Origin of the sequence: Companilactobacillus paralimentarius DSM 13238 = JCM 10415 (assembly GCF_001434985.1) — a bacterium.
Classification (GTDB): domain Bacteria; phylum Bacillota; class Bacilli; order Lactobacillales; family Lactobacillaceae; genus Companilactobacillus; species Companilactobacillus paralimentarius.
Genome location: NZ_AZES01000013.1, coordinates 1 through 24,023, shown reverse-complemented (window position 1 = coordinate 24,023; position 24,023 = coordinate 1). Strand labels below are relative to the sequence as shown.

Genomic DNA, 24,023 nt, shown 5'->3' with positions numbered 1-24,023 from the left:
CATGAGGTTGCCTTCTATACAAAAACTATTCATCAATACGATTTGACAAAGAGCCAAAAAAAGAGCCTAACCCGAATTTTTCAGGTTAGGCTCTTTTGTCTAATTTTTTGGAATTATTAATTGTTTAAAAATACGATTTAATAGGATAGCCAAAACAATCAGCATAATCATATTAGCTATAAAACTACCTCCATTAATAACTAAAGAATAGACCCAAGGATTCATCGATTTAGGTGCATATGATCCCCAATAGATACCGCCAGCAATAAAGTGTAGAAAATACTTAGCCAAAAAACCAATTGCTGAATAAAAGATTATCAATCCTAACGCGTTCTTACCATTTCTAATCGCGCGCTGAACTCTAACACTTCCTAAACCAATTAATCCCACGACACCAAAAGCTAATGGATATTCAACAAAACCTTGCAGTGGATTCAAAACTCCCCCACCTAGTCCCCTAAGAAACATATCTAATAGTCCCCAGACTAACCCAGCCATTAAGCCAGGTTTCAATCCTCTTCTTAACGCATAGATAGACATTGGAATCAATCCATAAACAAATTCAACCGAAGAAACCCCTGTAGAATGAGGTATATAAGACAACCCCATTGCCAAAGCGGTAATAATGGCCCCTTCCGTCAAAACAATTAAACTGTCTTGACCGCTAGCTCTATTGATCATACAAAAAAACTCCCTTCTGATTTTTGTCATCACAAGAGAGTTCGAGCTTCTGCTTGAACAACACTATCCCTACGCATGTATTAACATAACAGGTTTAAAGGGTCTGAACAATTACGTTCACTCTCAGCCAAAGGCTCCCCCTGTGTTGACTTATATTATTTAAGGATATTGTACCATAGGACTTATTTTTTTCCAAAAACACGGCCCCAAAATCCAACTTTTTTAGTATCGGTTGATAAGTCTAAAGGAATACTTTCCCCTAACATCCTTCGAGCAATATTTTGATAGCTATGACCTGCACTACTATCACGATCAAAAGCTACAGTTTGTCCAGCATTAGAAGCAGAAATAACTTTATCCTCGTCAATAACGATTCCCAATAAAGGAATTCCTAAATGGTTAACAATATCATCAATTCGCATTGATGTACCCTCATTGATCATATTCTTGCGAATACGATTAATAATTAAATGAGGTGTTATCGGCATGTTCATATTCTCTAGAATACCAACTACTCGATCTGCATCACTAACTGAGGCGATCTCTGGATTAGTCACCACTAAAGCTCCATCGGCTGTAGAAACGGCATTCTGAAAACCATATTCAATTCCAGCTGGACAATCAATCATCACAAAATCAAAGCGTTGCTTTAACTCATTGATAATCAGTGCTAATGAATCCTTATCTAAGACGTATTTATCCGCAAATTGTGATGCCGCCAATAAATACAAATTATCTTCAAATCTAGGATCTCTTACTAAAGCCTGGGATACTACTACCCTATGTTGAGCCACATCAACAATATCGTAAACAACCCGATTAGTTAGGCCCATCACAGCATCTAAATTTCGTAACCCTATATCTAAGTCGACCATGCATACTTTTTTACCAAGACTTGCTAAGACAGTACTTACATTTGCAGTAGTAGTTGTTTTGCCAACTCCACCTTTACCTGAAGTTACAACTATTGATATTCCCATAGTTAATCTGTCCTTTTTCTTAAATCATTTATTTTATCTTTGTAGTTTTTTAGATCATCAACACTAATAGCATGTAGATCATTGATAAAAGCAAACTTACCATCCTGAAAATCCTTACGATTATCATCCGTTACAATTTCAATAACATCAGCAATTCGTAATTGATCGACATCCTTCAAATTACCAAAAATGGCCGCATTAGGATTATCAGGAAATCCAGCTTGGACGATTCCACTGACCTCTCCCAAAATATAGATAGAACCTGTAGCACAAATTTGGGCATCACGATGTAACGATCCTAAAAAGATCAAGTCACCTTTATATTCTAGCCTTTGTCCACTACGTACGATTCCAGATTCAACATTAGTTTTATTAGCATCAAATAATTCTTTGACTTTTTTCTTATCCTCAACATCTGATTCGATATCCTTTAATTCTAGTTGTGGATATTTTTCAAAAAATTCTTCAATACTTTCCCTTTGTTGATTAGTAAACAATCGCTTACCGGTTTTAATAGTAAAACTAATAACATCATCATTTTCATTGGTTGATTTAACGTTTTGTTGCATGATTAACTCTTTTAAATCCTTCAACGCATCGTCATAATTGGCATTCTCATTAAAAATAACTGAAAATCCATCTTTACCACCCTTTAAAATGATGTCACTCATTTACTATCCCTCCGATATTTCACCAACCAGGCAGACATATTTGCCAATGGAATATAGATAACAAAGAAAACAACTATATTCCACAACAATGTTGGTCCCAACGTATACGTAATGAAATCAAAAACATCTGTACTTGTTTGCTGCAATAATTTTTCTAACAAATAAATTCCCGTTTGCAAAAATGTCAACGACAAAAAATAAATGGAAATATCATATCCCATATTATTTTTGATCAACAAAAATCTAAAATGATCTATTCCCACCATCAACAGTGGTAACAAAATTGTATATAGTCCGATGATTCCATAATAATAGGAATCGTAAATAACCCCAAAGACTATACCGTATATAATCAATTGACGACGATCTTCAATTCTCATCGTTAACATAACGATTGCCATCAACATAATCTGTGGCAAGATCACTACTGTTTCATGATTCATATTATTCAAAAAGGCCCATTTTATTAAACCATCCAAATAAAATGCAAATAAGATGAATAATACTTGTCCAAAAATCTTTCGTCTTTTTATATTCATCAATTCTCACCATGAACCGACGACTTGATAACTGTAACAACAGTAAAGTTACGCATTTCAGCTGCTGGGGTGATATAAACAGAATTAGTCATTCCATAATTATCTTTCTTGATCCCATAAACTTTACCAATGTACAATCCACGAGGTGTTAATCCACCTAAACCTGATGTAATAACGCTTTGGCCTTTTTTGATATCTTTTGTAGAATTAACGTTTTCCATCACTAGGTCACCAGTAGAACTATCATAACGACTAACAACACCTGTAACATTCTTGTTATCGCCTAAAATTTCAGCCGCAAACTTATCGTTCAATTCATTATTAGTTGAAATCAACTCAACCTTAGAACTAACCTTGTCCACTTCAACAATTCTACCAATCAAACCTTTTCCAGACATAACTGGCATATTCTTCTTAATACCGCTTGTTTGACCACGATTAATTGTTAAGTAATTTTGCCAACTACTTGGTGACCGTGACAAAACAGAGGCATTAACTGTACTGTAATCAGTAAGTGTTCCATTAAGTTTTAATTCTTGTTTTAACTTCTTATTTTCATCTTGAACTACTTCTAATTTAGCCTGATTTTGTGCTAACTCGTCAATTCTAGTTTTCAAACGTTTATTTTCAGAATATGTGTTGTACAAATCAGAGAATTCTGAGGTAGCATTTTTTACAGCATTAGTTGGATAAGCGAAGACTCCACCAACAACGCTGACGACATCATTACCAACTTGTTGAACAACTGGCGGTGTACTCTTTTTATCACGAATATTAACCGTTACCGCCAAAAGTCCAAAAGTAACAATAATAAGTATCATTAAAATAATCAATTTTTTATTTGAAAAAAACTTTTGCATTGCTTCCTCCTAGTAGATCAAATAAAAAAAACGGGATTCATCCCGCTTATTTTTGGCGACGCATTACATCGATATTCTTAAGTGATTCGCCAGTACCGATAGCCACACAATCTAGTGGGTCTTGAGCAATGAATACGGGAACTCCAGTTGCTTCTGAGATTACTTCTGGTAAATGATGTAACAATGCACCACCACCGGTTAAAACAATACCGTGATCGATAACATCAGCAGCAATTTCAGGAGATGTTTCTTCAAGAGTCTCTTTGATTGTTTCAATGATTTCTTGAACATTTTCATGAATTGCAGTTGCAATGTCCTCACCAGTTAATTGAACTGTCTTTGGTAAACCTGTAACAAGGTCACGACCACGAATTTGCATTGATTCAATCTCTTTAGCCTTTTCAATTGAGGCTGAACCGATTTGAATCTTAACATCTTCAGCAGTTCTTTCACCAATTTGTAAATTATAATTTGATTTAATATAAGCTGAAATTGAATCATCAAATTTATCACCAGCAACACGAATTGAACGTGATGATACAATTCCACCTAGTGAAATGGTAGCAACGTCTGTTGTACCACCACCAATATCAACAACCATATTACCGGTTGGATCCATAACAGGAAGTCCTGCACCGATAGCGGCTGCAAATGGTTCTTCGATTACATATGCTTCACGAGCTCCTGCATGTTGAGTAGCCTCAATAACAGCTCTCTTTTCAACTTCAGTAACACCACTAGGAACACAAACCATTACAGAGGGTTTTGAATTATTTGCTGTTTTTTCGATGAAGTACTTCATCATAGCAGCAGTTGTGTCATAATCAGCAATTACTCCATCACGCATTGGACGAATGGCAGAAATACTACCAGGTGTACGTCCAATCATTTCACGAGCATCTGAACCAACAGCAACGATCTCTCCAGTGTTATTATTTTTTGCGACAACAGAAGGTTCGTTTAAAACGATTCCTTTTCCTTCAGCATAAACTAAAGTATTTGCAGTTCCTAAATCTATGCCAAGCTTCTTTGATCCAATACCAAACAATTTATTTCTCTCCTTTAAAGTACACACCACATTTTACGCTAACCAAAATTATATCATACAAAATAACGATTTAAAGTATGACCAATCATATCCTAAATTAAATTTAACTTCTTTAAACTAGAATACGATTTTCTCGTAATAATTAAATGATCTAATAAGTTTATTCCCATTAAATTGCAACATTTTTTCAACCGTAAACTAAACTCCTGATCATTCTTCGAAAACATTAATGTTCCGTTTGGATGATTGTGAGCTATCACAATTTGCGTCGCTGAAATCTGGATTGCCTCTCTTAGAATATCCCTTGGATGAACAGTTGCTTGATCAATTGTACCAATGAAAATAGTTTTTTCATTAATGACATGATAACTATTATTCAAGTAAACCGCCATTAGCTTCTCTTGTGGAGTACTACCTATTATATTTATTAAATGTTTTCCAATATCGTCGACTGAAACGACTCGTTCTGATAACTTATCCGACTGAACTTTTCTGGTACCTAATTCAATTGCCGCCAGAATTTTACAAGCTTGGGCAACTCCGATTCCATTAAAAGCCATTAATTGGTCTAAATTCAAATTTAAACCATTCTTATTTGAAACAATTTTTTCTGACAAGTCCAAAACGTTATTTTTCTTAGTACCATTGCCAATGACAACAGCCATTAATTCTTCATCTTTTAAGGTGCTGACACCATAAGCTAAAATTTTTTCTCTTAAATTTATCATCATACTTGAAATTACGCAAAATAATTTTCAAAATCCGAAATTAAATAAAAAGATCCAGTAATCAACAATACTTGTTGAGCATTTAGTTGTTTCATTATTTTCTGTAATTCAGTACGATAATTTTCAATAAAAGAAACATTATCATAGTTCGATAAATTATAATCGCCAGCAACAGCGGAACGTTGCATATCAAGTGTTGTGATATAAATATGCTTCACTCTTGGTGCTAATTCCTGAATAATCTCACTGCGATCTTTATCTTTCATTCCAGCATATAAAACAATTATATCTTTATTTTCATAATTTGTAGTCAAAGAATTAATTAAATTATAAATTGCTGAAATATTATGTGCTCCATCCATTAAAACTAACGGATTATTTTGTACTATTTGTGCTCTTCCCAATAAATGATGACTATCAAGATTGCCCTTAATAAGCTTCTCTGATACTTCAGTTTGGTGTTTTCGATGATATTGAACATAAGCACGAATAGCAATAGCCGCATTCATCGCAGTTGTTTTTTCAAAGCCATCACAAGATATCTCTCTTATTGTTACCTTATCGTCATAATATGTAAATGATAATTTAAAATTTTTTGTTTTAAAATCGTCAATTCCAAAGTCACGACTAAATTTATAAAGTGGACTCGACATTTCCTCAGCGGCATCTTCAACTATTTCTTTTATTGAGTCCTGCAGAAAACCAGTCACAATCGGTCTATTTTTCTTAATAATTCCAGCTTTTTCAAAAGCTATATCCCGTAAAGTAGGACCAATTAATTTCTCATGGTCCAAATCTACGGAAGTAATTACCGACACAACCGGTGTAATAACATTTGTCTTATCATGACGGGCACCAATACCAGCTTCAATTACTGCTACATCGACGCGACCACGAAAATAAAAATAACCTAAAACCGTAACAAATTCAAACTCTGCTAGCGGAATTGAACCAATTTTTTCTATCAAATAATTCACATTATCCAACAAGTCTTGATCGGAAATGTACTGATGATTTATCTGGATACGTTCATTAAACACTTTTACATAAGGAGAAATAAACAAACCGACTTTTTTATTATCAGCTTCCAGCAAATTAGCCAAAAAATTGCTGGTTGTTCCTTTACCATTCGTGCCTGTAACATGAATCGTCTCGTAATCATTTTGTGGATTATCCAAAATTTTTAAAGCTTCTTTGATATTATCCAAATTATTTGTACGATGAAACTTTGGTAATGAGTGAATATAGTTAATTGCTTCTTCATAATTCTTTAACAACGTAAAATCACTCCTTTTCAAAGAAAAGGGGTTGGACATTTGCCAACCCCTCTAATTATATACTCAATTTTATTGATTATCTTTTAATTGTTGAATTCTTTGTTGAACTTTTGCTTGACGAGATTGATAGTCAGCTAATTTTTCTTTTTGTTCATTAACAACTTTTTCGGGTGCTTTTTGAACAAAGTTAGCATTAGAAAGTTTTTTATCAAGACGTGTAATCTCTTGATCGAGTTTCTTCATCTCTTCGTTTTGACGAGAAATTTCTTCATCAATATCAATCAACTCTGCTAATGGAACATAAAGTTCAGCATTAGTTGTAACTGAAGTCATAGCCAAGGCAGGCGCAACAATATCAGTAGCAACCTTCAAATCCTTAGGATGCATGAAACGATCAATGTAATCTTCGTTATTCAATATAACAGCTTTTACTTTTTCATCCTGAGGCTTGATCAAAATATCAACAGCTTTAGACATTGGTGCATTAGCTTCCAAACGAATCTTTCTCAATGATTTGATTAAATCAATTAGAATATCCATTTGATCCATGGCTTCAGCATCATCTAGTTCAGCATGATATTCAGGATACTTGGCATGCATGACTGTCTTACCATTATGAGGCATTGTCAACCAAATCTTTTCAGTAACAAATGGCATAATTGGGTGCAATAAGCGCAATGTTTGATCCAAAACGTAAGTTAGAAGCATCTTCTTTTGCTTCTTAGCTGCTTCATCATCCCCTGTTAAAGTAGCTTTACTCATTTCAATATACCAGTCACAGAAATCATTCCAGATAAAGTTATAAAGATTACGTTCAACTTCACCGAATTCAAACTTATCCAACAAATCATTAACGTTCTTAACTGTTTGATTCAATTTAGCCAAGATCCACTTATCAGAAAGGTCGTAACTTGTAACTTTAGACAAATCATCCATTGCTGGAGTTTCATCATCAAGGTTCATGATAACGTAACGTGAAGCGTTCCAAATTTTATTGATGAAATTCCACGAAGCATCCATTTTGTCATAGCTAAATCTCGTATCTTGACCAGGTGTTGTTCCGTTCATAACGAACCAACGCAAAGCATCAGCACCATATTTAGCAATAACATCCATTGGATCAATTCCGTTACCAAGTGACTTACTCATCTTACGACCTTGTGAGTCACGCATCAAACCATGAATAACAGTGTTATCAAATGGTTTTTTGCCAGTAAACTTCAAACTTTGGAAAATCATTCTGGAAACCCAGAAAGGAATAATGTCGTAACCTGTAACCAAAGTATCAGTTGGGAAGTAACGTTTGTAGTCTTCTGAATCACTATCTGGCCAACCCATAGTAGAAAATGGCCATAAAGCACTCGAGAACCATGTATCTAGAACATCTGGATCTTGATCCCAGTTCTCAATATCCTTAGGTGCTTCTTCACCAACGTATGTTTCGCCAGTCTTCTTGTTATACCAAGCTGGAATTTGATGTCCCCACCATAATTGTCTAGAGATAACCCAATCATGAATATTCTCCATCCATTGTGTAAAGGTTGTTTCAAAACGCTCAGGAACAAAATTAACTTTGTTATCACTCTTTTGATTTTTCAAAACTGTTTCAGCAAGTGGCTTCATCTTAACGAACCATTGTGTTGAAAGTCTTGGCTCAACTTGAACGCCTGAACGTTCTGAGTGACCAACACTATGTACATAAGGTTCGATCTTGATCATGTCATCGTCGTCTTGAAGATCCTTAACAATAGCCTTACGAGCTTCGAAGCGATCCATACCATTATACTTACCGGCATTTTCATTCATTGTACCGTCAGCATTCATTGTATTGATACGTTTTAGATCATGACGATTACCTACTGCAAAGTCATTAGGATCATGAGCTGGTGTGATCTTAACCATACCAGTACCAAAGTCTTTATCAACATAATGATCAGCAATAATAGGAATTTTACGATCAACTAATGGAACGACAACTTCCTTGCCGACGATATCCTTATAACGTTCATCATCTGGAGCTACGGCTACGGCTACATCACCAAACATGGTTTCAGGACGAGTTGTAGCAATTTCAATAAAACCAGAACCATCAGCATATGGGTACTTAACATGGTAGAAAGCACCTTGGTCATCCTTGTGAATAACTTCAATGTCAGATAGAGCTGTTTGAAGTTGTGGATCCCAGTTAATAATATATTCGCCACGATAGATCAAGCCTTCGTTATACAATTGTACGAAGACCTTACGAACAGCCTTTGATAGACCTTCATCTAAGGTAAATCTTTCACGTGAGTAATCAAGTGATAGACCTAATTTACCCCACTGTGATTTGATAATTTTAGCAAATTCATCTTTCCAATTCCAAACCTCATCAACAAACTTATCACGTCCAAGATCATAACGAGTCACACCTTGTTCACGTAATTTAGCTTCAACTTTAGCTTGAGTAGCAATTCCAGCATGATCCATACCTGGAAGATATAATGTATCGAAACCTTGCATACGTTTGTAACGAATCAATGTATCTTGAATAGTTGTATCCCAAGCATGTCCCATGTGTAATTTACCAGTAACATTTGGTGGTGGGATAACAATTGAATAAGGCTTAGCTTTCTTGTCACCAGAAGGTTTAAAGTCATCGTCATCTAACCATGTTTGATAACGGCCTTCTTCGACTTCTTGTGGATTATATTTTGTATCCATGTCGATTTCTCTCATAGTATTTCCTCCATAAAATTCAATACTTAATATTAATTAAATGTGGTACTTGGAATATGGGACTGCTTAAGGATGTCGTTTCCTTGCAAAAAAACTGAACGTACTTTCCTATTTTGTAACCTATTTGAAAATACTTTTGTTTTCCCATATATAGAACTTTGAGCAATCACGTTATCTGTGTTTTGATATAAACCTTTTTAAAAATGCTAAGATCCATGGACGTCTTTCGACGTCCCCATAATAGACTCTAAACGGCTTCGCCGTTAAGAGTCTATAAAAAAAAGAGCCCTCATCCGAATAGGACGAAGACTCGCGGTACCACCTAAATTAGGAGTTACAAATAACTCCTCACTCAACAGATAACGGTGGCCCGATCATTTATATGATAGCTCACAGACAACAATTACTCAGTTCGATTGGGCAATTCCCAACAACATGCCTTCTCTGAAATCTAGCTGAATAACACTCCTGCTCAAAGCTGATATTCTGATAATAAATCATAAATTGTGAAACGTCAATTAGTTTTATAGTAAACTACTGATATTTTCTTGGTCACTTTCCATGAACTTGTCTCCATGTTCAATGGTTGTGATCTTAATTCCATCCATTGCACGTTGGATTAAGCCGTCAACATCAAGTGAGCTTTCAAACTTACGTGTCTTTTCAATGCTTGGACGTGTTTTTGGTGATGGTGGAGCAAAGACGGTACAACAATCTTCGAATGGTTGAATTGATAGATTAAAGGTATCAATCTTTTCAGCCAAACGGATGATCTCGGTCTTATCCATTGTTGCTACAGGACGCAAGATTGGTGTAGTCGTGACATCATTGATTGCAGCCATACTTTCCAATGTTTGTGAAGCTACTTGTCCTACGGCTTCACCATTAAAAATAGCTAAACCATTTTCTTTTTCACGAATCAAGTCAGTCAATCTCAACATAAAACGACGTTGAATCGTCATTAGATATCCTTCAGGAACCCCAGCTTTAATTGTTTCTTGAATTTCAGCAAATGGTACTTCGATAAATTTAATGTGACCACCGAAAGCTGTTAACTTCGAAGTTAATTCCTTAGCCTTATTCAAGGCTTGTTCTGATGTGTATGGTGGACTGAAAAAGTGAACCATTTCGATATCCACGCCACGTTTCATAGCCAAATAGCCAGCAACAGGTGAATCAATTCCACCAGACAGCATTAACATCGCTTTTCCAGCAGTACCAACTGGTAAACCACCAGCGCCTTTAACTGTTAAATATGATAGGTAAATTCCGTCTTGTCTTACTTCAACAGAAATCTTAATATCAGGTTTCTTCATTTCAACATCAATACCAGGGAATTCATCACAAATAGCATCCCCTAGTTGTAAATTGACTTGGTTAGTATCAAGTTCATAAGTATGATCTGAACGTTTTGTACCAACTTTGAAACTCATACCTGGTTTATAAGCTTCATGCATCATTTCAATAGCTTTTTTCTTAACATCTTCAAAATCACGTGACACTTTAACACTCAATGAGAAAGTTTGAATCCCAAAAACGTTCTTTAATTTCTCCATCACTGGCTTAGCATCCGTACCATTTAATTGAATATGTAAGCGATCACGATGTGGTTGCATTCTTAAATCGGGATAATCGTTCAAAACTTTGGCCACATTACCGTGAAGACGGTCAATAAAACTCTTACGATTCTTACCCTTAGTTGATAGTTCGCCATAACGAACCATAATTTCAGTATATTCCATTTAAATCTCCTAGTTCAAAATTTGGAAATGATCATGAATTTCATCCAAATTCTTAATAAATTCATCCATTTCAGCTTCTGTATTACTCTCATCTAGACTGACACGCACAGCACTAGTTGCAACATTTTCTTGCACATTCATTGCCTTCAAAGTACCTGATTCCAAACCCTTCTTAGAAGAACAAGCACTAGTTGTAGAAATATAAATATCACGATCCTCAAAAGTATGTACAATTGTTTCGCCACGGACACCATCAATTGTGAAACAAATAATGTGTGGTGCAAAATCATCAGCAATCTGTGAAAATACGTGAACGTTATCCAAAGTATGCAAGTGGTTAACCAATTTTTCTTTTAGTTGTTCCATCTTGTTAGCTTTTTGAGCTTCATTTTCTTTCAATAAACGAATAGCCTTGGCCATACCAGCAATTGCAGGAGTATTCTCTGTACCACTACGAAGATTAGACTCCTGACCACCACCAGCCATCAATGGTTCAAGCTGTTTACCTTCCTTCATATAAATAAAGCCTATTCCACGAGGTGCATGGAACTTATGACCTGAGAAAGTATAGTAGTCAACTCGAGGATCCATAAACTTAGATTGAAGATTTTTACCAATTGCTTGAACTGAATCGACATGATAACTGATACTTGGATAGTCTTTCAAAACATTAGCAATTTCATGAATTGGTTGAATTGCTCCAATTTCATTATTAACGGCCATTGTTGAAACCAAGATAGTATCGCTACGGATAGCTTTTTTCAAATCAGTCGCACTAATATGACCACTTTTATCTACAGGTAAATATGTAACTTCGAATCCGAGTTCCTCTAGTTGATGCATGGTATTCAAAACTGAAGGATGTTCAATCTCCGTCGTAATAATATGTTTACCAAATTCACGTTTCTTAAAGGCTGTACCTTTGATGATCCAATTGTTCCCCTCAGTACCACCACTAGTAAAGACAACCTCGTCTTGTTTAAAACCTAATAAACTCGCAATTTGTTTACGAGATGTTTCTAATAATTCATATGCTTTCAAGCCTAATTTATGCAAACTTGAGGGATTACCAAAATATTCCTCACTAGCAGCATTATAAGTTTTTAGTACAGAATCATTAACTTTTGTTGTTGCACTGTTATCAAAATATATCATTTCTGCCTCACCAAAACAAAAAGGCCTTGCGGCCCAAAATTTTATCTCTTATAACTTAACACAAAACTATACTATTATGCATTAATTGTTTCTTTTATTCGTTCAACTGAACCAGATTCAACACTTTCCAAAGCTTTTGAAATAACTTCAACAGCTTCATCATAATTATAATCGGTGTCAAATAAGGCACGCGCACGAATTAATTGATCGCTGAATTCGGGATTCTTGCTAGCATAACGATTAGCATATTGTAATAATTTTTCAGACAAGAGAACATTATATTTCAACTTCTTCGTTTTCTCGACTAAATTGCTCAAATCCTCCTGTGTAACAATCACTTGTTTACTAATATCTTCCATATTAATCTGTTTAGCATCTAATTCATCATAAAGTTTATTAATTTCATCATAAACCATATAGAAATAATCCAAATAATCATCAGGCAATCCATTTAAACGTAATTGCTCGATCATCTTCTTTTGAATTTCAAGACGCTTAGCATATTCATCCACACTGTTACGTGCAATACGTTCACTAGATAGCATTTGATTGAGATCATCATTAATTGATTTCTCACTAGCTTCAATATCATCTAAGTGCTTAACGATTTCTTTAAAGTCATCCCTGACTTCTGAAAAAATGACTTTTTTGTCGGCAATTCCTTGTACATCAGCATCATATTCTTGGCGAATTTCATTTAATGTTGCAAAATTATCATCAAAAGTCTTCACAGTTTTATCGGCTAGGATATATTCTTCTTCTAACTTTTGAATACGTTTGTCTAATCGATTATGTTGGAAAACTGCATGATTCAAGTAATCCAAGACTGGCTTTTGTTCTTTTAGAACATCTTTCTTACCATCTATTTCTAATGTCAAAGTTTCATATAGGTCATCAATTCGCTGTTTAATGTCTTCATTATTAGTGTTGACTGCATCAAAATTTAAATCACCTAGTTTTTTGTTAGACTCTTCGATCTCATCTTGAACCTCTGAAATTTGTTGAATGATGTCATCTTTGAATTGAAAATATTGTTTAACTAACTTTTGATAGACAAATTTAATTTCATCAACTTGTCCAGGAAAAACTTCATTTAAGTCGTGATACAAAGGTTCAATAACCTTTAATTGATCCGTAATCAAACCTAATTTAAGTTTCACATCATCCAGATATTGGCTGGCTTCAATATGATCACCCTTATCAGTTAATTGCTTCTCTTGATCCAATAAATTGGCGATCTCTGATAGTTCATCTTCTAATTTATCAGTTGCAGGACCATAACTAAAAGATTGAGTTAAGACCTGCTTTCGTAAGGATTGATATTGCTTTTGCAATTCTTCACTGTGAGTTGCATTTAGCTCATTACTAGCCAGCAAATCTTCGAAACCTTTGGAAATTTCACTAATCTTTTGTTCAAAAGCAGTAACTTCCACATTGACCCTTTTCAGCTCATTAGCTGATCCAAACACTTTAAATTCAGTATTCTTATACTCCGCTGCCCTCATTTGTTTCAAAATATTGGTAAGCACTTGATCAACTTGTTCACGATAACTATCTTTTAATTGGTTGAAACGATCTTTACTGGCACCAGCAAGTTTCATTTCTTCCAACTTTTTAATCTTTTCATCTAAAGTAGCTTTTTTTAAACGATCCGTTTGATCTTTTAATTTATTTAAAGTAGATGCATTCTTTCTTTGCAAGAACCACATATACCACAAAAAGATCAATACGATCACTATTATTCCAATAATAATTGCAAACACTTTTACACCCCTAATGACAATTGCGTCTTATCTCAAAGAAATTATACCAAATATTATTACTATTATTAGAACTATCAACTTTTCATAATAAAGTTTTAAACTATTCCTTCAAAAATTTATTTTGACAATTAGTATCAATCACGTTACACTAGTCTTCGTGTAAAATATGCAGCAAAGAGCGGCAAGAACGTCAACATTTATCGACGATTTAGTTCAACAAGTAACCTGTGGGCTGCACATGGCGAAAATTGTAACGATAACTGCACGAATGCTGTGCTCTAGTTAATTATTTTACTCCAGACAAACATTTTGGAGGAATTTATTTATGTCAAGATATACAGGACCTCGTTGGAAATTATCACGTCGTTTAGGAATTTCACTTTCAGGTACAGGTAAGGAAATTGCCCGTAGAAACTATGCCCCAGGTCAACATGGACCAAACGGTGGCCGTCGTAAGGTTTCAGAATACGGTCAACAATTAGCTGAAAAGCAAAAGTTACGTTTCATGTATGATGTTAACGAACGTCAATTCCGTAACCTATTTAACCGTGCCGGTAAGATGGAAGGAATTCACGGTGTTAACTTGATGATTCTTCTTGAAACAAGATTGGATAACATGGTTTACCGTTTAGGTTTAGCAAGTTCACGTCCACAAGCTCGTCAACTTGTTAACCATGGTCACATCACTGTTGATGGCAAACGTGTTGATATCCCTTCATACGAAGTTAAGATTGGTCAAAAGATCAGCCTTCGTGACAAGTCAAAGAACCTTGCAATTGTTAAGGCTAACCTTGAAAACGTTGTTGGTCGTCCTGGTTTCGTTACATTTGATGATAACGAAATGACAGGTTCTCTAGTACGTAACCCAGAACGTGACGAACTAGAACCAAATATCGATGAATCATTGATTGTTGAATACTACAACCAAATTCTTTAATATTTGGAACAAATACATCCACTCCTTGGTGGGTGTATTTTTTTTTACAAAAAAAAGAGAATGCCTATTTGGCAGCCTCTTTATTGAAAAGAACTAAGTATTGACTCAACTTCATGAATTTATCTTTCAATAATTGATCATAGTCTGAACTCGATACAATAGAATCATTTTTTAAAAGTTCAAATCCTATTACTAAGTCACTAGATTTAACTTTTTGATAATGCTTAATTACGTTGTCAAATTCAGTGGCATCCTTCAGAACACTGGAAGTGTGATCATTTGACACTCCCCAACCTTCTGATATGATTTTATTTTGATACTTTTCTAGAATTGAATAGTAGTTCTCTCTATCTCTAATATCGGCCAACAAGCTAAAAGTTATAAAGTAACGATCCGGCCACAAACCAAATTCCAGATGTGGTGTCTTTTTATAACCCTTTTTATCCTGATTGATGGCCAGCCAAGTATCAGGAGGTGGATTCTTTGTCCGACGTTGATGCTTAGCAATCTTTAAAAAGAACTTCTGATGATATTCATCTTCAAGTGATTGAAGTAAATCTTGACCCAAAATTTCAAATTTAGGATCAAGGTTTTTTCTAATCAATTCCAACCGTCCACTCAAGGTATCATCATTGAAAACTTCAAAATCATTTTTATCAAACATGTTCTCAATCCTTTGTTGTAGAATATATACATATTAATTATATAGGAGGAATTATGCAAAAACCATTAGCATATCGCATGCGACCTACTAATATTGATGAAATTGTTGGTCAACAACATTTAGTTGGTCCCCATAAGATCATTCGCCGAATGGTTGAAGCTAAAATGTTATCTTCAATGATTCTCTATGGTCCTCCTGGGATCGGAAAAACTAGTATTGCCAGTGCAATTGCCGGAAGTACCAAATATGCTTTCAGAAAATTAAACGCCGCTACCGACAGCAAAAAGGATTTACAAATAGTAGCCGAAGAAGCCAAAATGAGCGGAACGGTTGTCCTCTTATTGGATGAAATTCACCGTCTAGACAAAACTAAACAAGATTTTCTCCTTCCACTATTGGAAAGTGGCTCCATCATCTTAATTGGTGCAACTACTGAAAATCCATATATCAATATAAGCCCTGCTATCCGCTCTCGTGTACAAATCTTCGAATTATATCCACTTACTAGTGATGATCTAAAAAAAGCCGTTAAGAGAGCTCTAGAGGATAATAAAGACGGTTTAGGTAAGTACGACGTCAAATTAGACGAGAATGCTTTAAATTTATTGGTTAATTCGACAAATGGTGATTTACGAAGTATGTTAAATGGGCTTGAATTGTCGGTACTTTCAACTAAAAGTAATGAAAATGGGCAAATTCACATCGATTTACAATCAATTGAAGAGTCAATTCAGCGTAAGGCCATTTCAGCTGATAAAAATGGTGATAGCCATTACGATGTCATTTCTGCTTTTCAAAAATCAATCCGTGGAAGCGACCCTAATGCTGCATTATTGTATCTTGCACGACTTTTAGAAGCTGGTGAATTAACATCTGCCATCCGTCGATTACTAGTTTGTGCCTATGAGGACGTCGGCTTAGCTAATCCACAAGCATGTGCTCGAGCTGTTCAGGCTGCCCAAGTAGCACAAATGGTTGGATTACCTGAGGCCAGAATTCCTTTAGCAGATGCGGTGATCGATCTTTGTCTCTGTCCTAAATCAAACTCAGGTATGGTAGCTATTGATGATGCACTAGCAGACGTACGTGATGGTAAAGCTAGTTCAATTCCGGACGATTTAAAAGATGCACACTACTCGGGTGCCAAAAAATTGGGGCACGGACTTGAGTATAAATATCCACATGATTATCCTAATTCTTGGGTTGAACAACAATATTTACCTAACAATCTCGTTAACAAGAAATATTATCAACCTAAGAACACTGGTAAATATGAACAAGCATTAAATCTTCGAATGAAACAAATTCAAGAATGGAAAAAGAATTCAAAACGGGGTTAGAATAGTTATGATAATTAAAGTTTTAATGATATTTTTTATTATTTTTTTGTTGGCCTTGGCCTACACATTATGGTCACACAGTGATAAAAAGTTTTTAATCTACTCGCCTAACGAAAATCTTACTTTAAAAAATATCATGCGTTTCACTGCTGTCCTATTAATTTTGGTTTCTATCCTAGGAATCGTTGTCCTTTTAGTCGGTACCAAGGAAATGAATTTAATAACATTGTTATTAGGAAGTTTAATTGCGGCAGCCTTTTCAATTTATTTAGCAAATATTCGCTGATGACTGTATTTATCAGCCTCAATCAACTAAAATAAAGATATAAAAGCAGTAATAATACTACACTAACGGGGTGATACTTATGTTACAACAATATAAAAACATTCTCGTACCAATCGATGGTTCATTTGAAGCTGAACTAGCATTTAAAAAAGCTGTGGAAGTAGCTAAAAGAAATAATGCCGCTGTTCATTTGCTTCATGTTATTGATACTAGAGCATTCCAAAATGTTTCCAGTTTTGATTCAACTATGGTTGAACAAATCACTGAAAAAGCTAAGGATACTGTTAAGAGTTATGTCAAGACAGCCCAAGATGCTGGACTAAACGAAATCGACTACAGCATTGAATATGGTGCTCCTAAGGCAATCATTGCCACAGACTTCCCTAAGAAGTTAGGTGTTGACTTGATTATGATCGGTGCTACTGGTCTTAATGCCATGGAGAGATTATTAATTGGTTCTGTTACTGAGTATGTAACAAGAACTGCAGCATGTGATGTACTTGTTGTTAGAACCGACTTAGATAACAAGACTATCAAGAAACCTAGAAAATAAATTATACGTAAAAAGGAGTGATTCTTTCGAATCACTCCTTTTTTATTGGAATTTAATAAATTATTTATTTTTTAAAAGATATTTAAATGCATATCTTTCACTTTAGATTTTAATTTTTCAAATACTCTTTTATCTTCACTCACGCTAGAGATTACATATGCTTTAATATAATCTTCATCGGCCTTTTGACCTTCACGTGTGCCAGCCTCTGCTAAGTAACAATACATTTCATCAAGTTTGAAAAGAGTTTGTTCTTTTCTAGCAATGAAAATACCTTCATTAGCATATTCCATAGCTTTTTGATTTTCATCCAACTTTAATGACAAGTCAGACATATTCGCATAAATCAAAATACTATCATGGTAATTTTCATCACCGATTTTATCTAAGCTTGACTTGATTAAGTCTTTAGCTTGATCATAGTAAACTTTAGCTTCATCAAGTGACTTTTTATTGATGTATGCTTTGGCTGTAAATATGTCGATTAAAATATCGTACATATCAACATTAGCAATGTTCACATTCATTGCGCGATTGAAATCAAAAATTGCCTTGTCGTAATTCTTGCTTGTGACATATTCAATCAAACCATGGAAGAAGTGAATTAGCTTAATTTCTTGTTTATTGTTGACATTGATGTTATTAAGCTTACCCAGTTTATCACTAATTCCATCGAAATCATCTTGATAGAATGATTTCTTAATATCACTAATTATTGAATAAATTTGACTATCGTCATTAACAATTACAAGGTTCATTGTGATACCCAGTCTTTCACAAATGCGAACCAAAATTTCCATGCTTGGAATCTTGTCTTTTTTTTCAATCAGGCTGACAGTTGCCTGCGTACAAATGCCATCAGCTAACTCAGATTGAGAAATACCTCTGAGTTTTCTGTAATGGCGAATCTTTTCACCTAAGATTTTCATTCTAAACTATCCCCATTCATTTATTAATTCCATGGATAATTTAAACAGTTATTAAAAAATGTTGCAAGAAATAAGCAACAATAAAAAGATAAATTTTAAAAATTTAATTATTTACTTCAAAGAACCAAGCATCTTTTTCAGTACCATTTAATAATTCAGGATTATCATTTAATTTATCATTAACCTTGACAATCTTGCCGCTAACCGGTGATTCAAGCTCTACTACAGCTTTTTGAGCTTCAATCTCGCCACTAGATTCGCCTTTTTTTATATCAGAATCTAAATCAGGTAATTCAACATATTTGACATCACCTAAAGTGTCTTGAGCCTCTTTAGTAAGACCTATACGAGTTGTATGCTCACCCTTTTTTATCCAAAAATAATTCTTTTTATCACTCATAATTAATTCCTACCTTTGTTTAAAAGTACCGTTTTCAAACATATAACTCTTATGATGGAATCTCATTGACATAATCAATCCAATACCAATCATATTACCTAATAAGGCAGATCCACCTTGCGAAATAAATGGCAACGGAATACCAGTCAATGGCAATAGACCCACACTCATACCAATATTTTCAAATACGTGGAATAAAATCATCATAATAACACCAGTTGATACGTAAGCATAGAATTCATTCTTAGTATCAAAAGTCACTTGAACCATTTGATAAATCAACAAAAAGTACAAGAGAATTAAAATACAGGAACCAACGAAACCAAAGTTTTCACCAACAACAGAGAAAATCATATCTGATTCACGAACTGGTACATAAACATTAGAAACGTTGAAGCCTTTACCAAATAATTGTCCAGAACCGATAGCCTTCATGTTCTGCCAAATCTGATATCCATTTTCTGAAGTATCGGCTGAAGGATCACGCCAACTATCAATTCGGGCAAACTGATAAGATCTAAAACCAAAATGACCTAAAATAGTTCTTCCCCAATCAGTAGTTGCAAACAATAAGGCTGTACCACCGACAACAGCTACAATCAAGAATCCTACTAAAAGGATTCTCCAATCAATACCTGAAACTAAAATCATTCCACCTAAGATGGCTACGAAAACTAAGATAGTACCAAAGTCATTCTGTAACTTCAAAAGTACCATAACAGGCAATGTCCACAAGAACAACTTTCCAATCAACATAAAATCACTCTTGATGGTATGTGAATATTCACTATTATGATTTGTAATTACTTTTCCCAGCATTAAAATAAACGCTGGTTTCATAACTTCTGATGGCTGGAATGTAAAGGAACCAATAGCAAACCAACTCTTAGCACCAGTACTTGCAGCATATGAGCGACTGTAAAAAATCAATACTAAAAACAGCAACGCCAGTCCCGCAAAATATGCCAAGGTGGCTACTTGCCACAACTGTTCCGCATCAAACTGCATCACCACTGCTACTATGACAGCACCGATAGCATACCAAACTATTTGTGAAACCACATTCTTCAATGGGTTTTGTGAATCTTGAATCGTTGCTACATAGATTGACATCAATCCAATCATAGCCAACATCATTACGGAAAAGATTATTCCATAATCAATTCTTGAATCCACGTCGTTCTTCTTATTTTCATTTCTTATTTGCATATCTACACCTATTAATGATTATGTAAATTATATTGCATCAACAATTCATTAATTGCATCGTCAAGTTTGACCGACTTAAAGGGAGTATCGTTACTCTCTACAAAAGAAAGATAACGTTCAGCATCCTTTTTAATCGTTCCAATATAATGTTTACCATCCCAAAGTTCATAAGTTTCGGGATCACTACTGATATCTTTTAAATTAATTTCTACTGATTTCTTTTTTCTAGACATTGAATCTTTCCTATTCTTTGTTATGAAATTTTTTTGCAATAATTTCATCTTCATATTTTTCCGGATGAGGATTTCTAAAAATAGTGAAATTATCTGGTACGGGATCTACCCCACCACGCACAAAGGGATTACAACGTAATATTCTTGCAATCCCCATAACAGTACCTAAAATTCCACCGTACTTTTTCACCGCATCAATAAAATAAGATGAACACGTCGGGTAATATCGACAACTAGGTGGTAACACTGGAGATATGAATTTTTGATAAAATCTAACGATTCCTATTAATATTTTTTTTAACATATTACTTTAGGAAATCGAACATATGCATCCAGGTTCCTGGCCATAAAACGGCTAGCGGATTAGAACCACCTAAGGCTGATCCAATCAACATACCCAAAACTAAAAAAATTAGCATTAATAACAATACCCAACCTATTTTTTTAAAAATATCATGACGATATTCTTTACCAAAGTCTCTTTTCATTTTTCACCCTAGTATTTTTTATGTTTTTCGATATTCTCTAATAAAACACCAGTACCCAAGGCAACCGAGTCAAGTGGACTATCTGTCAAAAGTACGGGTACTTGTAACTTTTCGGAAAGAAGCTTGTCAAGATTCTTTAACAAAGCTCCCCCACCAGTTAACATAATACCACGATCAATAATATCTCCAGACAATTCAGGAGGAGTTTGTTCCAAAACATTTCTGGCAGCATCAACAATTTGATCTACTCCGTCAGATAAGGCATTTTGAACTTCTAACTCATTAATCGTAATTTCTTTAGGTAATCCAGTCACAACGTCAATTCCGCTAGCAGAGAAGGTCTTACTCTCGTCAGCATCCATGACACAACCAATTTCCATCTTAATTTGTTCAGCAGTTCTTTCACCAATAATAAGGCCATGATTTTGCTTCACAAAGACTTGAATGGCACCTGTCATCTTATCACCCGCGAAACGTAATGAACGGCTTGTAACGATATCTCCCATTGAAATAACGGCAATATCACTAGTACCACCACCGATATCAATAACCATATTTCCTTGTGGTTTGAAAATATCAAGTCCAGCACCAACAGCCGCAACCTTAGGTTCAAGTTGTAAATAAACTTTTCCCCCACCGGCTTGTTCAGCAGCTTCAATAATAGATTTCTGTTCCACCGGTGTCACATTAGTAGGAGCACAAATCATAATTGTTGGTTTAGCAAAGCGACTTCTCATATTCAATTTATCAATGAAATACTGAAGCATTTTTTCAGTAACATCAAAGTCAGCTATTACTCCGTCTTTTAACGGACGGATAGCTTTAATATTAGCTGGTGTTCTACCAACCATCATATAAGCATCCTTACCAACTGCTACGACATCATTATTATTCGTATTAATTGCTACAACAGAGGGCTCGTTTAAAACAATTCCCTCTCCTTTTACATCAATAAGTACATTTGCTGTACCCAAATCAATTCCTAGATATTTCGACATACTATATCCTCCAAAATCTAAACACAAAAAGTATATCATAACCAGCTCAATCATTAAATTGCCAATAAAAAAAGAAAGTGGAAATCCCACTTCCTTAAGTCAACTTTAAGCCAATTTTGTAACACTTGGTATTGTATTCAATACTAAACTTTCTCGACCTGATTCATCGATTGCTACACGTCTTATGTTAGCACCTAAGTCTCTTAACTTCTCAGTAAAATGATAATATCCACGATCCAAATATTGAAGGTTAGAAACTCTTGTTTCTCCCTCAGCAACTAATCCTGCTAGTACCAACGCTGCAGCAGCACGTAGGTCAGTAGCGGCAACATTAGCACCACTCAATTGTGCAGGTCCGAACATAATAACTGAATTACCTTCAATCTTATAGTCGGCCTTCATCTTCCCAAATTCTGGGAAATGCATAAATCTATTTTCAAAGACTGTCTCCGTCATCACAGTTGTTCCAACACTTAACAATTGAGCCAAAGTCATTTGAGCTTGCATGTCAGTTGGAAAACCTGGATGAGGCATTGTCTTAACATCAACTGGTTTCAGTTGATTAGAACCAGTAATACGAATTCCTTCGTCGTTCTCCTCAATCTTAACGCCCATTTCGATTAATTTAGAAATTAATGGACGATTATGTGCAGCTACAGCATCCTTGATGAAAATATCACCATTTGTAACTGCAGCAGCCACCATAAAAGTACCAGCTTCAATTCTATCTTGCATAATTGAATGTTCACAACCATGTAAACTGGATACACCGTTGATACGAACCGTATTAGTACCGGCTCCACTGACATCAGCACCCATTTTACTTAAAACATTGGCCAAATCAACAATCTCAGGCTCTCTAGCAGCATTATCGATAGTCGTTTCACCATCAGCAAGAGTTGCAGCCATCATAATATTTTGAGTAGCACCAACACTTGGAAAATCTAAATAAATATTAGCGCCATGTAGTCCATCAGTTTTTGCATCGATGTAACCACCATTTTGATTAAATTTAGCTCCCATTGCTTCAAGACCCTTAATATGCAAATCTATTGGTCTTGAACCAATTGCACAGCCACCAGGCATAGCAACATGAGCTTCTTTATTTCGAGCTAATAATGGACCTAAAACAACAATTGAAGCACGCATTTTATCAACTAAGTCTTCAGGAGCTGTAGTAGATGTTCCTTCACTCGTATCAACCGTTAAAACTTCATCAATTTCATCATATGAAACATTAGCATTCAAAGCTTTTAATACTTTGGACATTGTAATTACATCTGATAACGGAGGGATATTTGTCAAAGAGGTTTTTCCTTTTGATGCTAAGATAGTCGCCGCCAAAATTGGTAAGGCAGCATTCTTTGCACCTTCAATTCTTACATTTCCCTTTAATTGCGTAGGTCCATTTACGATTATTTGTTGCACAATATTCTCCTCCAAAACCTGGAATCATTTAAAAAACAAGGCTATATTCTGAGTCAGACTAAATATACTCATAAAAAACGAGCTTACAGTGTAACCCAGAGCGATTGCAATAAACGCTACAAGTAATTGTAACATTTTAGGATTGGTTTTGTTATATATCTTTTTCCAATCTACCACTTGTAATATATTAAAACTGATCCATATAAAAATGATATGGCTTACAAGCGTAATTATTGCATTTATTCCCAAATTTGTCATTTTATAAACCTCACTTTTCTAGATAATAACATTTTATCAATAATGTCGTTTGCCCATATCAAATACTTTAACTTAATTTAAAATGACGAATTGTCAAATCAAGCGCAACTTTGTCCCGAAGAAAACTTCAAATGGACT

26 protein-coding genes and 1 riboswitch are annotated in these 24,023 nt (G+C 34.9%); of the genes, 4 read left to right on the top strand and 22 right to left on the bottom strand.

All coding sequences use genetic code 11. The annotated features are described in order from the left end of the window. Positions 1-99: 99 nt before the first annotated feature. The 12 genes from thiT to FD33_RS01070 all read right to left on the bottom strand — a co-directional run bounded on the left by thiT (position 100) and on the right by FD33_RS01070 (position 14,162). Positions 100-681 carry an energy-coupled thiamine transporter ThiT gene (gene thiT, locus FD33_RS01125; RefSeq protein ID WP_025085316.1) on the bottom strand — a complete coding sequence of 194 codons (582 nt, stop codon included), beginning with the start codon at positions 679-681 and terminating at the stop codon, positions 100-102. A gap of 48 nt (positions 682-729) precedes the next feature. Continuing rightward, positions 730-832, bottom strand: a riboswitch (TPP riboswitch). Positions 833-863: 31 nt separating this feature from the next. Further along, a complete protein-coding gene (minD, locus tag FD33_RS01120; protein WP_025085317.1) occupies positions 864-1,661 on the bottom strand; it encodes a septum site-determining protein MinD in 798 nt (265 codons plus the stop codon). 2 nt (positions 1,662-1,663) lie between these two features. Continuing rightward, positions 1,664-2,332, bottom strand: coding sequence for a septum site-determining protein MinC (locus tag FD33_RS01115; protein ID WP_025085318.1), 669 nt, complete (start codon positions 2,330-2,332; stop codon positions 1,664-1,666). Beyond that, positions 2,329-2,871 carry a rod shape-determining protein MreD gene (mreD, locus tag FD33_RS01110; protein WP_025085319.1) on the bottom strand — a complete coding sequence of 181 codons (543 nt, stop codon included), beginning with the start codon at positions 2,869-2,871 and terminating at the stop codon, positions 2,329-2,331. Before mreD ends, FD33_RS01115 begins: the two co-directional genes overlap by 4 nt. Next, complete coding sequence (gene mreC / locus FD33_RS01105) at positions 2,871-3,731, bottom strand: rod shape-determining protein MreC (protein ID WP_025085320.1); 861 nt, start codon at positions 3,729-3,731, stop codon at positions 2,871-2,873. The genes mreD and mreC overlap by 1 nt, the downstream gene beginning before the upstream one ends. Positions 3,732-3,777: 46 nt before the next feature. Next, positions 3,778-4,779: a rod shape-determining protein gene (locus FD33_RS01100; RefSeq protein WP_025085321.1), complete on the bottom strand. Its 1,002-nt coding sequence runs from the start codon at positions 4,777-4,779 to the stop codon at positions 3,778-3,780. 92 nt (positions 4,780-4,871) lie between these two features. After that, on the bottom strand, positions 4,872-5,510 hold the full coding sequence (radC, locus tag FD33_RS01095) for a RadC family protein (RefSeq protein WP_025085322.1): 639 nt from the start codon (positions 5,508-5,510) through the stop codon (positions 4,872-4,874). A gap of 8 nt (positions 5,511-5,518) precedes the next feature. Continuing rightward, the gene (locus tag FD33_RS01090; protein WP_025085323.1) at positions 5,519-6,784 is read right to left on the bottom strand and encodes a bifunctional folylpolyglutamate synthase/dihydrofolate synthase; all 1,266 of its coding nucleotides are present in this window, start codon (positions 6,782-6,784) and stop codon (positions 5,519-5,521) included. A 69-nt stretch (positions 6,785-6,853) separates the two neighbouring features. Next, the gene (locus FD33_RS01085; RefSeq protein ID WP_025085324.1) at positions 6,854-9,502 is read right to left on the bottom strand and encodes a valine--tRNA ligase; all 2,649 of its coding nucleotides are present in this window, start codon (positions 9,500-9,502) and stop codon (positions 6,854-6,856) included. A gap of 524 nt (positions 9,503-10,026) precedes the next feature. After that, positions 10,027-11,244 (bottom strand): tRNA uracil 4-sulfurtransferase ThiI, encoded by a 1,218-nt coding sequence (thiI, locus tag FD33_RS01080; RefSeq protein ID WP_025085325.1) that lies wholly within the window; start codon positions 11,242-11,244, stop codon positions 10,027-10,029. A gap of 9 nt (positions 11,245-11,253) precedes the next feature. Further along, complete coding sequence (locus tag FD33_RS01075) at positions 11,254-12,399, bottom strand: cysteine desulfurase family protein (RefSeq protein ID WP_025085326.1); 1,146 nt, start codon at positions 12,397-12,399, stop codon at positions 11,254-11,256. A 74-nt stretch (positions 12,400-12,473) separates the two neighbouring features. After that, positions 12,474-14,162, bottom strand: coding sequence for a septation ring formation regulator EzrA (locus FD33_RS01070; RefSeq protein ID WP_025085327.1), 1,689 nt, complete (start codon positions 14,160-14,162; stop codon positions 12,474-12,476). 325 nt (positions 14,163-14,487) lie between these two features. Here FD33_RS01070 and rpsD point away from each other — a divergent pair, with 325 nt between their 5' ends. After that, complete coding sequence (gene rpsD, locus FD33_RS01065) at positions 14,488-15,099, top strand: 30S ribosomal protein S4 (RefSeq protein WP_025085328.1); 612 nt, start codon at positions 14,488-14,490, stop codon at positions 15,097-15,099. A gap of 64 nt (positions 15,100-15,163) precedes the next feature. On the opposite strand, the gene FD33_RS01060 is transcribed toward rpsD, so the two are convergent. Beyond that, positions 15,164-15,763, bottom strand: a complete 600-nt coding sequence (locus FD33_RS01060) for a DUF1054 family protein (protein WP_025085329.1) — start codon at positions 15,761-15,763, stop codon at positions 15,164-15,166. A gap of 53 nt (positions 15,764-15,816) precedes the next feature. On the opposite strand from FD33_RS01060, the gene FD33_RS01055 reads away from it, so the two are divergent. From FD33_RS01055 to FD33_RS01045, 3 genes are all read left to right on the top strand, one after another. Next, a complete protein-coding gene (locus FD33_RS01055) occupies positions 15,817-17,103 on the top strand; it encodes a replication-associated recombination protein A (protein ID WP_056955680.1) in 1,287 nt (428 codons plus the stop codon). 25 nt (positions 17,104-17,128) lie between these two features. Continuing rightward, entirely contained in the window at positions 17,129-17,389 is a 261-nt protein-coding gene (locus FD33_RS01050; RefSeq protein WP_235806948.1) for a hypothetical protein, read from the top strand. A gap of 79 nt (positions 17,390-17,468) precedes the next feature. Beyond that, positions 17,469-17,942, top strand: coding sequence for a universal stress protein (locus tag FD33_RS01045; RefSeq protein WP_025085331.1), 474 nt, complete (start codon positions 17,469-17,471; stop codon positions 17,940-17,942). 71 nt (positions 17,943-18,013) lie between these two features. Here FD33_RS01045 and FD33_RS01040 read toward each other — a convergent pair whose 3' ends face one another. The 9 genes from FD33_RS01040 to FD33_RS01000 all read right to left on the bottom strand — a co-directional run bounded on the left by FD33_RS01040 (position 18,014) and on the right by FD33_RS01000 (position 23,885). Beyond that, complete coding sequence (locus tag FD33_RS01040; protein ID WP_054643446.1) at positions 18,014-18,871, bottom strand: helix-turn-helix domain-containing protein; 858 nt, start codon at positions 18,869-18,871, stop codon at positions 18,014-18,016. Between the two features lie 103 nt (positions 18,872-18,974). Next, positions 18,975-19,271: a glycine cleavage system protein H gene (locus FD33_RS01035; RefSeq protein WP_025085334.1), complete on the bottom strand. Its 297-nt coding sequence runs from the start codon at positions 19,269-19,271 to the stop codon at positions 18,975-18,977. A 9-nt stretch (positions 19,272-19,280) separates the two neighbouring features. Beyond that, on the bottom strand, positions 19,281-20,480 hold the full coding sequence (locus tag FD33_RS01030) for an FtsW/RodA/SpoVE family cell cycle protein (RefSeq protein ID WP_025085335.1): 1,200 nt from the start codon (positions 20,478-20,480) through the stop codon (positions 19,281-19,283). 11 nt (positions 20,481-20,491) lie between these two features. Then, positions 20,492-20,713 carry a DUF2969 family protein gene (locus FD33_RS01025; protein WP_056955679.1) on the bottom strand — a complete coding sequence of 74 codons (222 nt, stop codon included), beginning with the start codon at positions 20,711-20,713 and terminating at the stop codon, positions 20,492-20,494. A 10-nt stretch (positions 20,714-20,723) separates the two neighbouring features. After that, positions 20,724-21,017: a membrane protein insertion efficiency factor YidD gene (gene yidD / locus FD33_RS01020; protein WP_025085336.1), complete on the bottom strand. Its 294-nt coding sequence runs from the start codon at positions 21,015-21,017 to the stop codon at positions 20,724-20,726. Between the two features lies 1 nt (position 21,018). Further along, on the bottom strand, positions 21,019-21,201 hold the full coding sequence (locus FD33_RS01015; protein WP_056955678.1) for a DNA-directed RNA polymerase subunit beta: 183 nt from the start codon (positions 21,199-21,201) through the stop codon (positions 21,019-21,021). Positions 21,202-21,209: 8 nt separating this feature from the next. Next, positions 21,210-22,199: a rod shape-determining protein gene (gene mreB, locus FD33_RS01010; RefSeq protein WP_025085337.1), complete on the bottom strand. Its 990-nt coding sequence runs from the start codon at positions 22,197-22,199 to the stop codon at positions 21,210-21,212. Between the two features lie 105 nt (positions 22,200-22,304). Then, positions 22,305-23,627, bottom strand: coding sequence for a UDP-N-acetylglucosamine 1-carboxyvinyltransferase (gene murA / locus FD33_RS01005; RefSeq protein WP_056955677.1), 1,323 nt, complete (start codon positions 23,625-23,627; stop codon positions 22,305-22,307). Positions 23,628-23,651: 24 nt separating this feature from the next. Beyond that, a complete protein-coding gene (locus FD33_RS01000; protein WP_025085338.1) occupies positions 23,652-23,885 on the bottom strand; it encodes a DUF1146 family protein in 234 nt (77 codons plus the stop codon). Positions 23,886-24,023 lie beyond the last annotated feature (138 nt).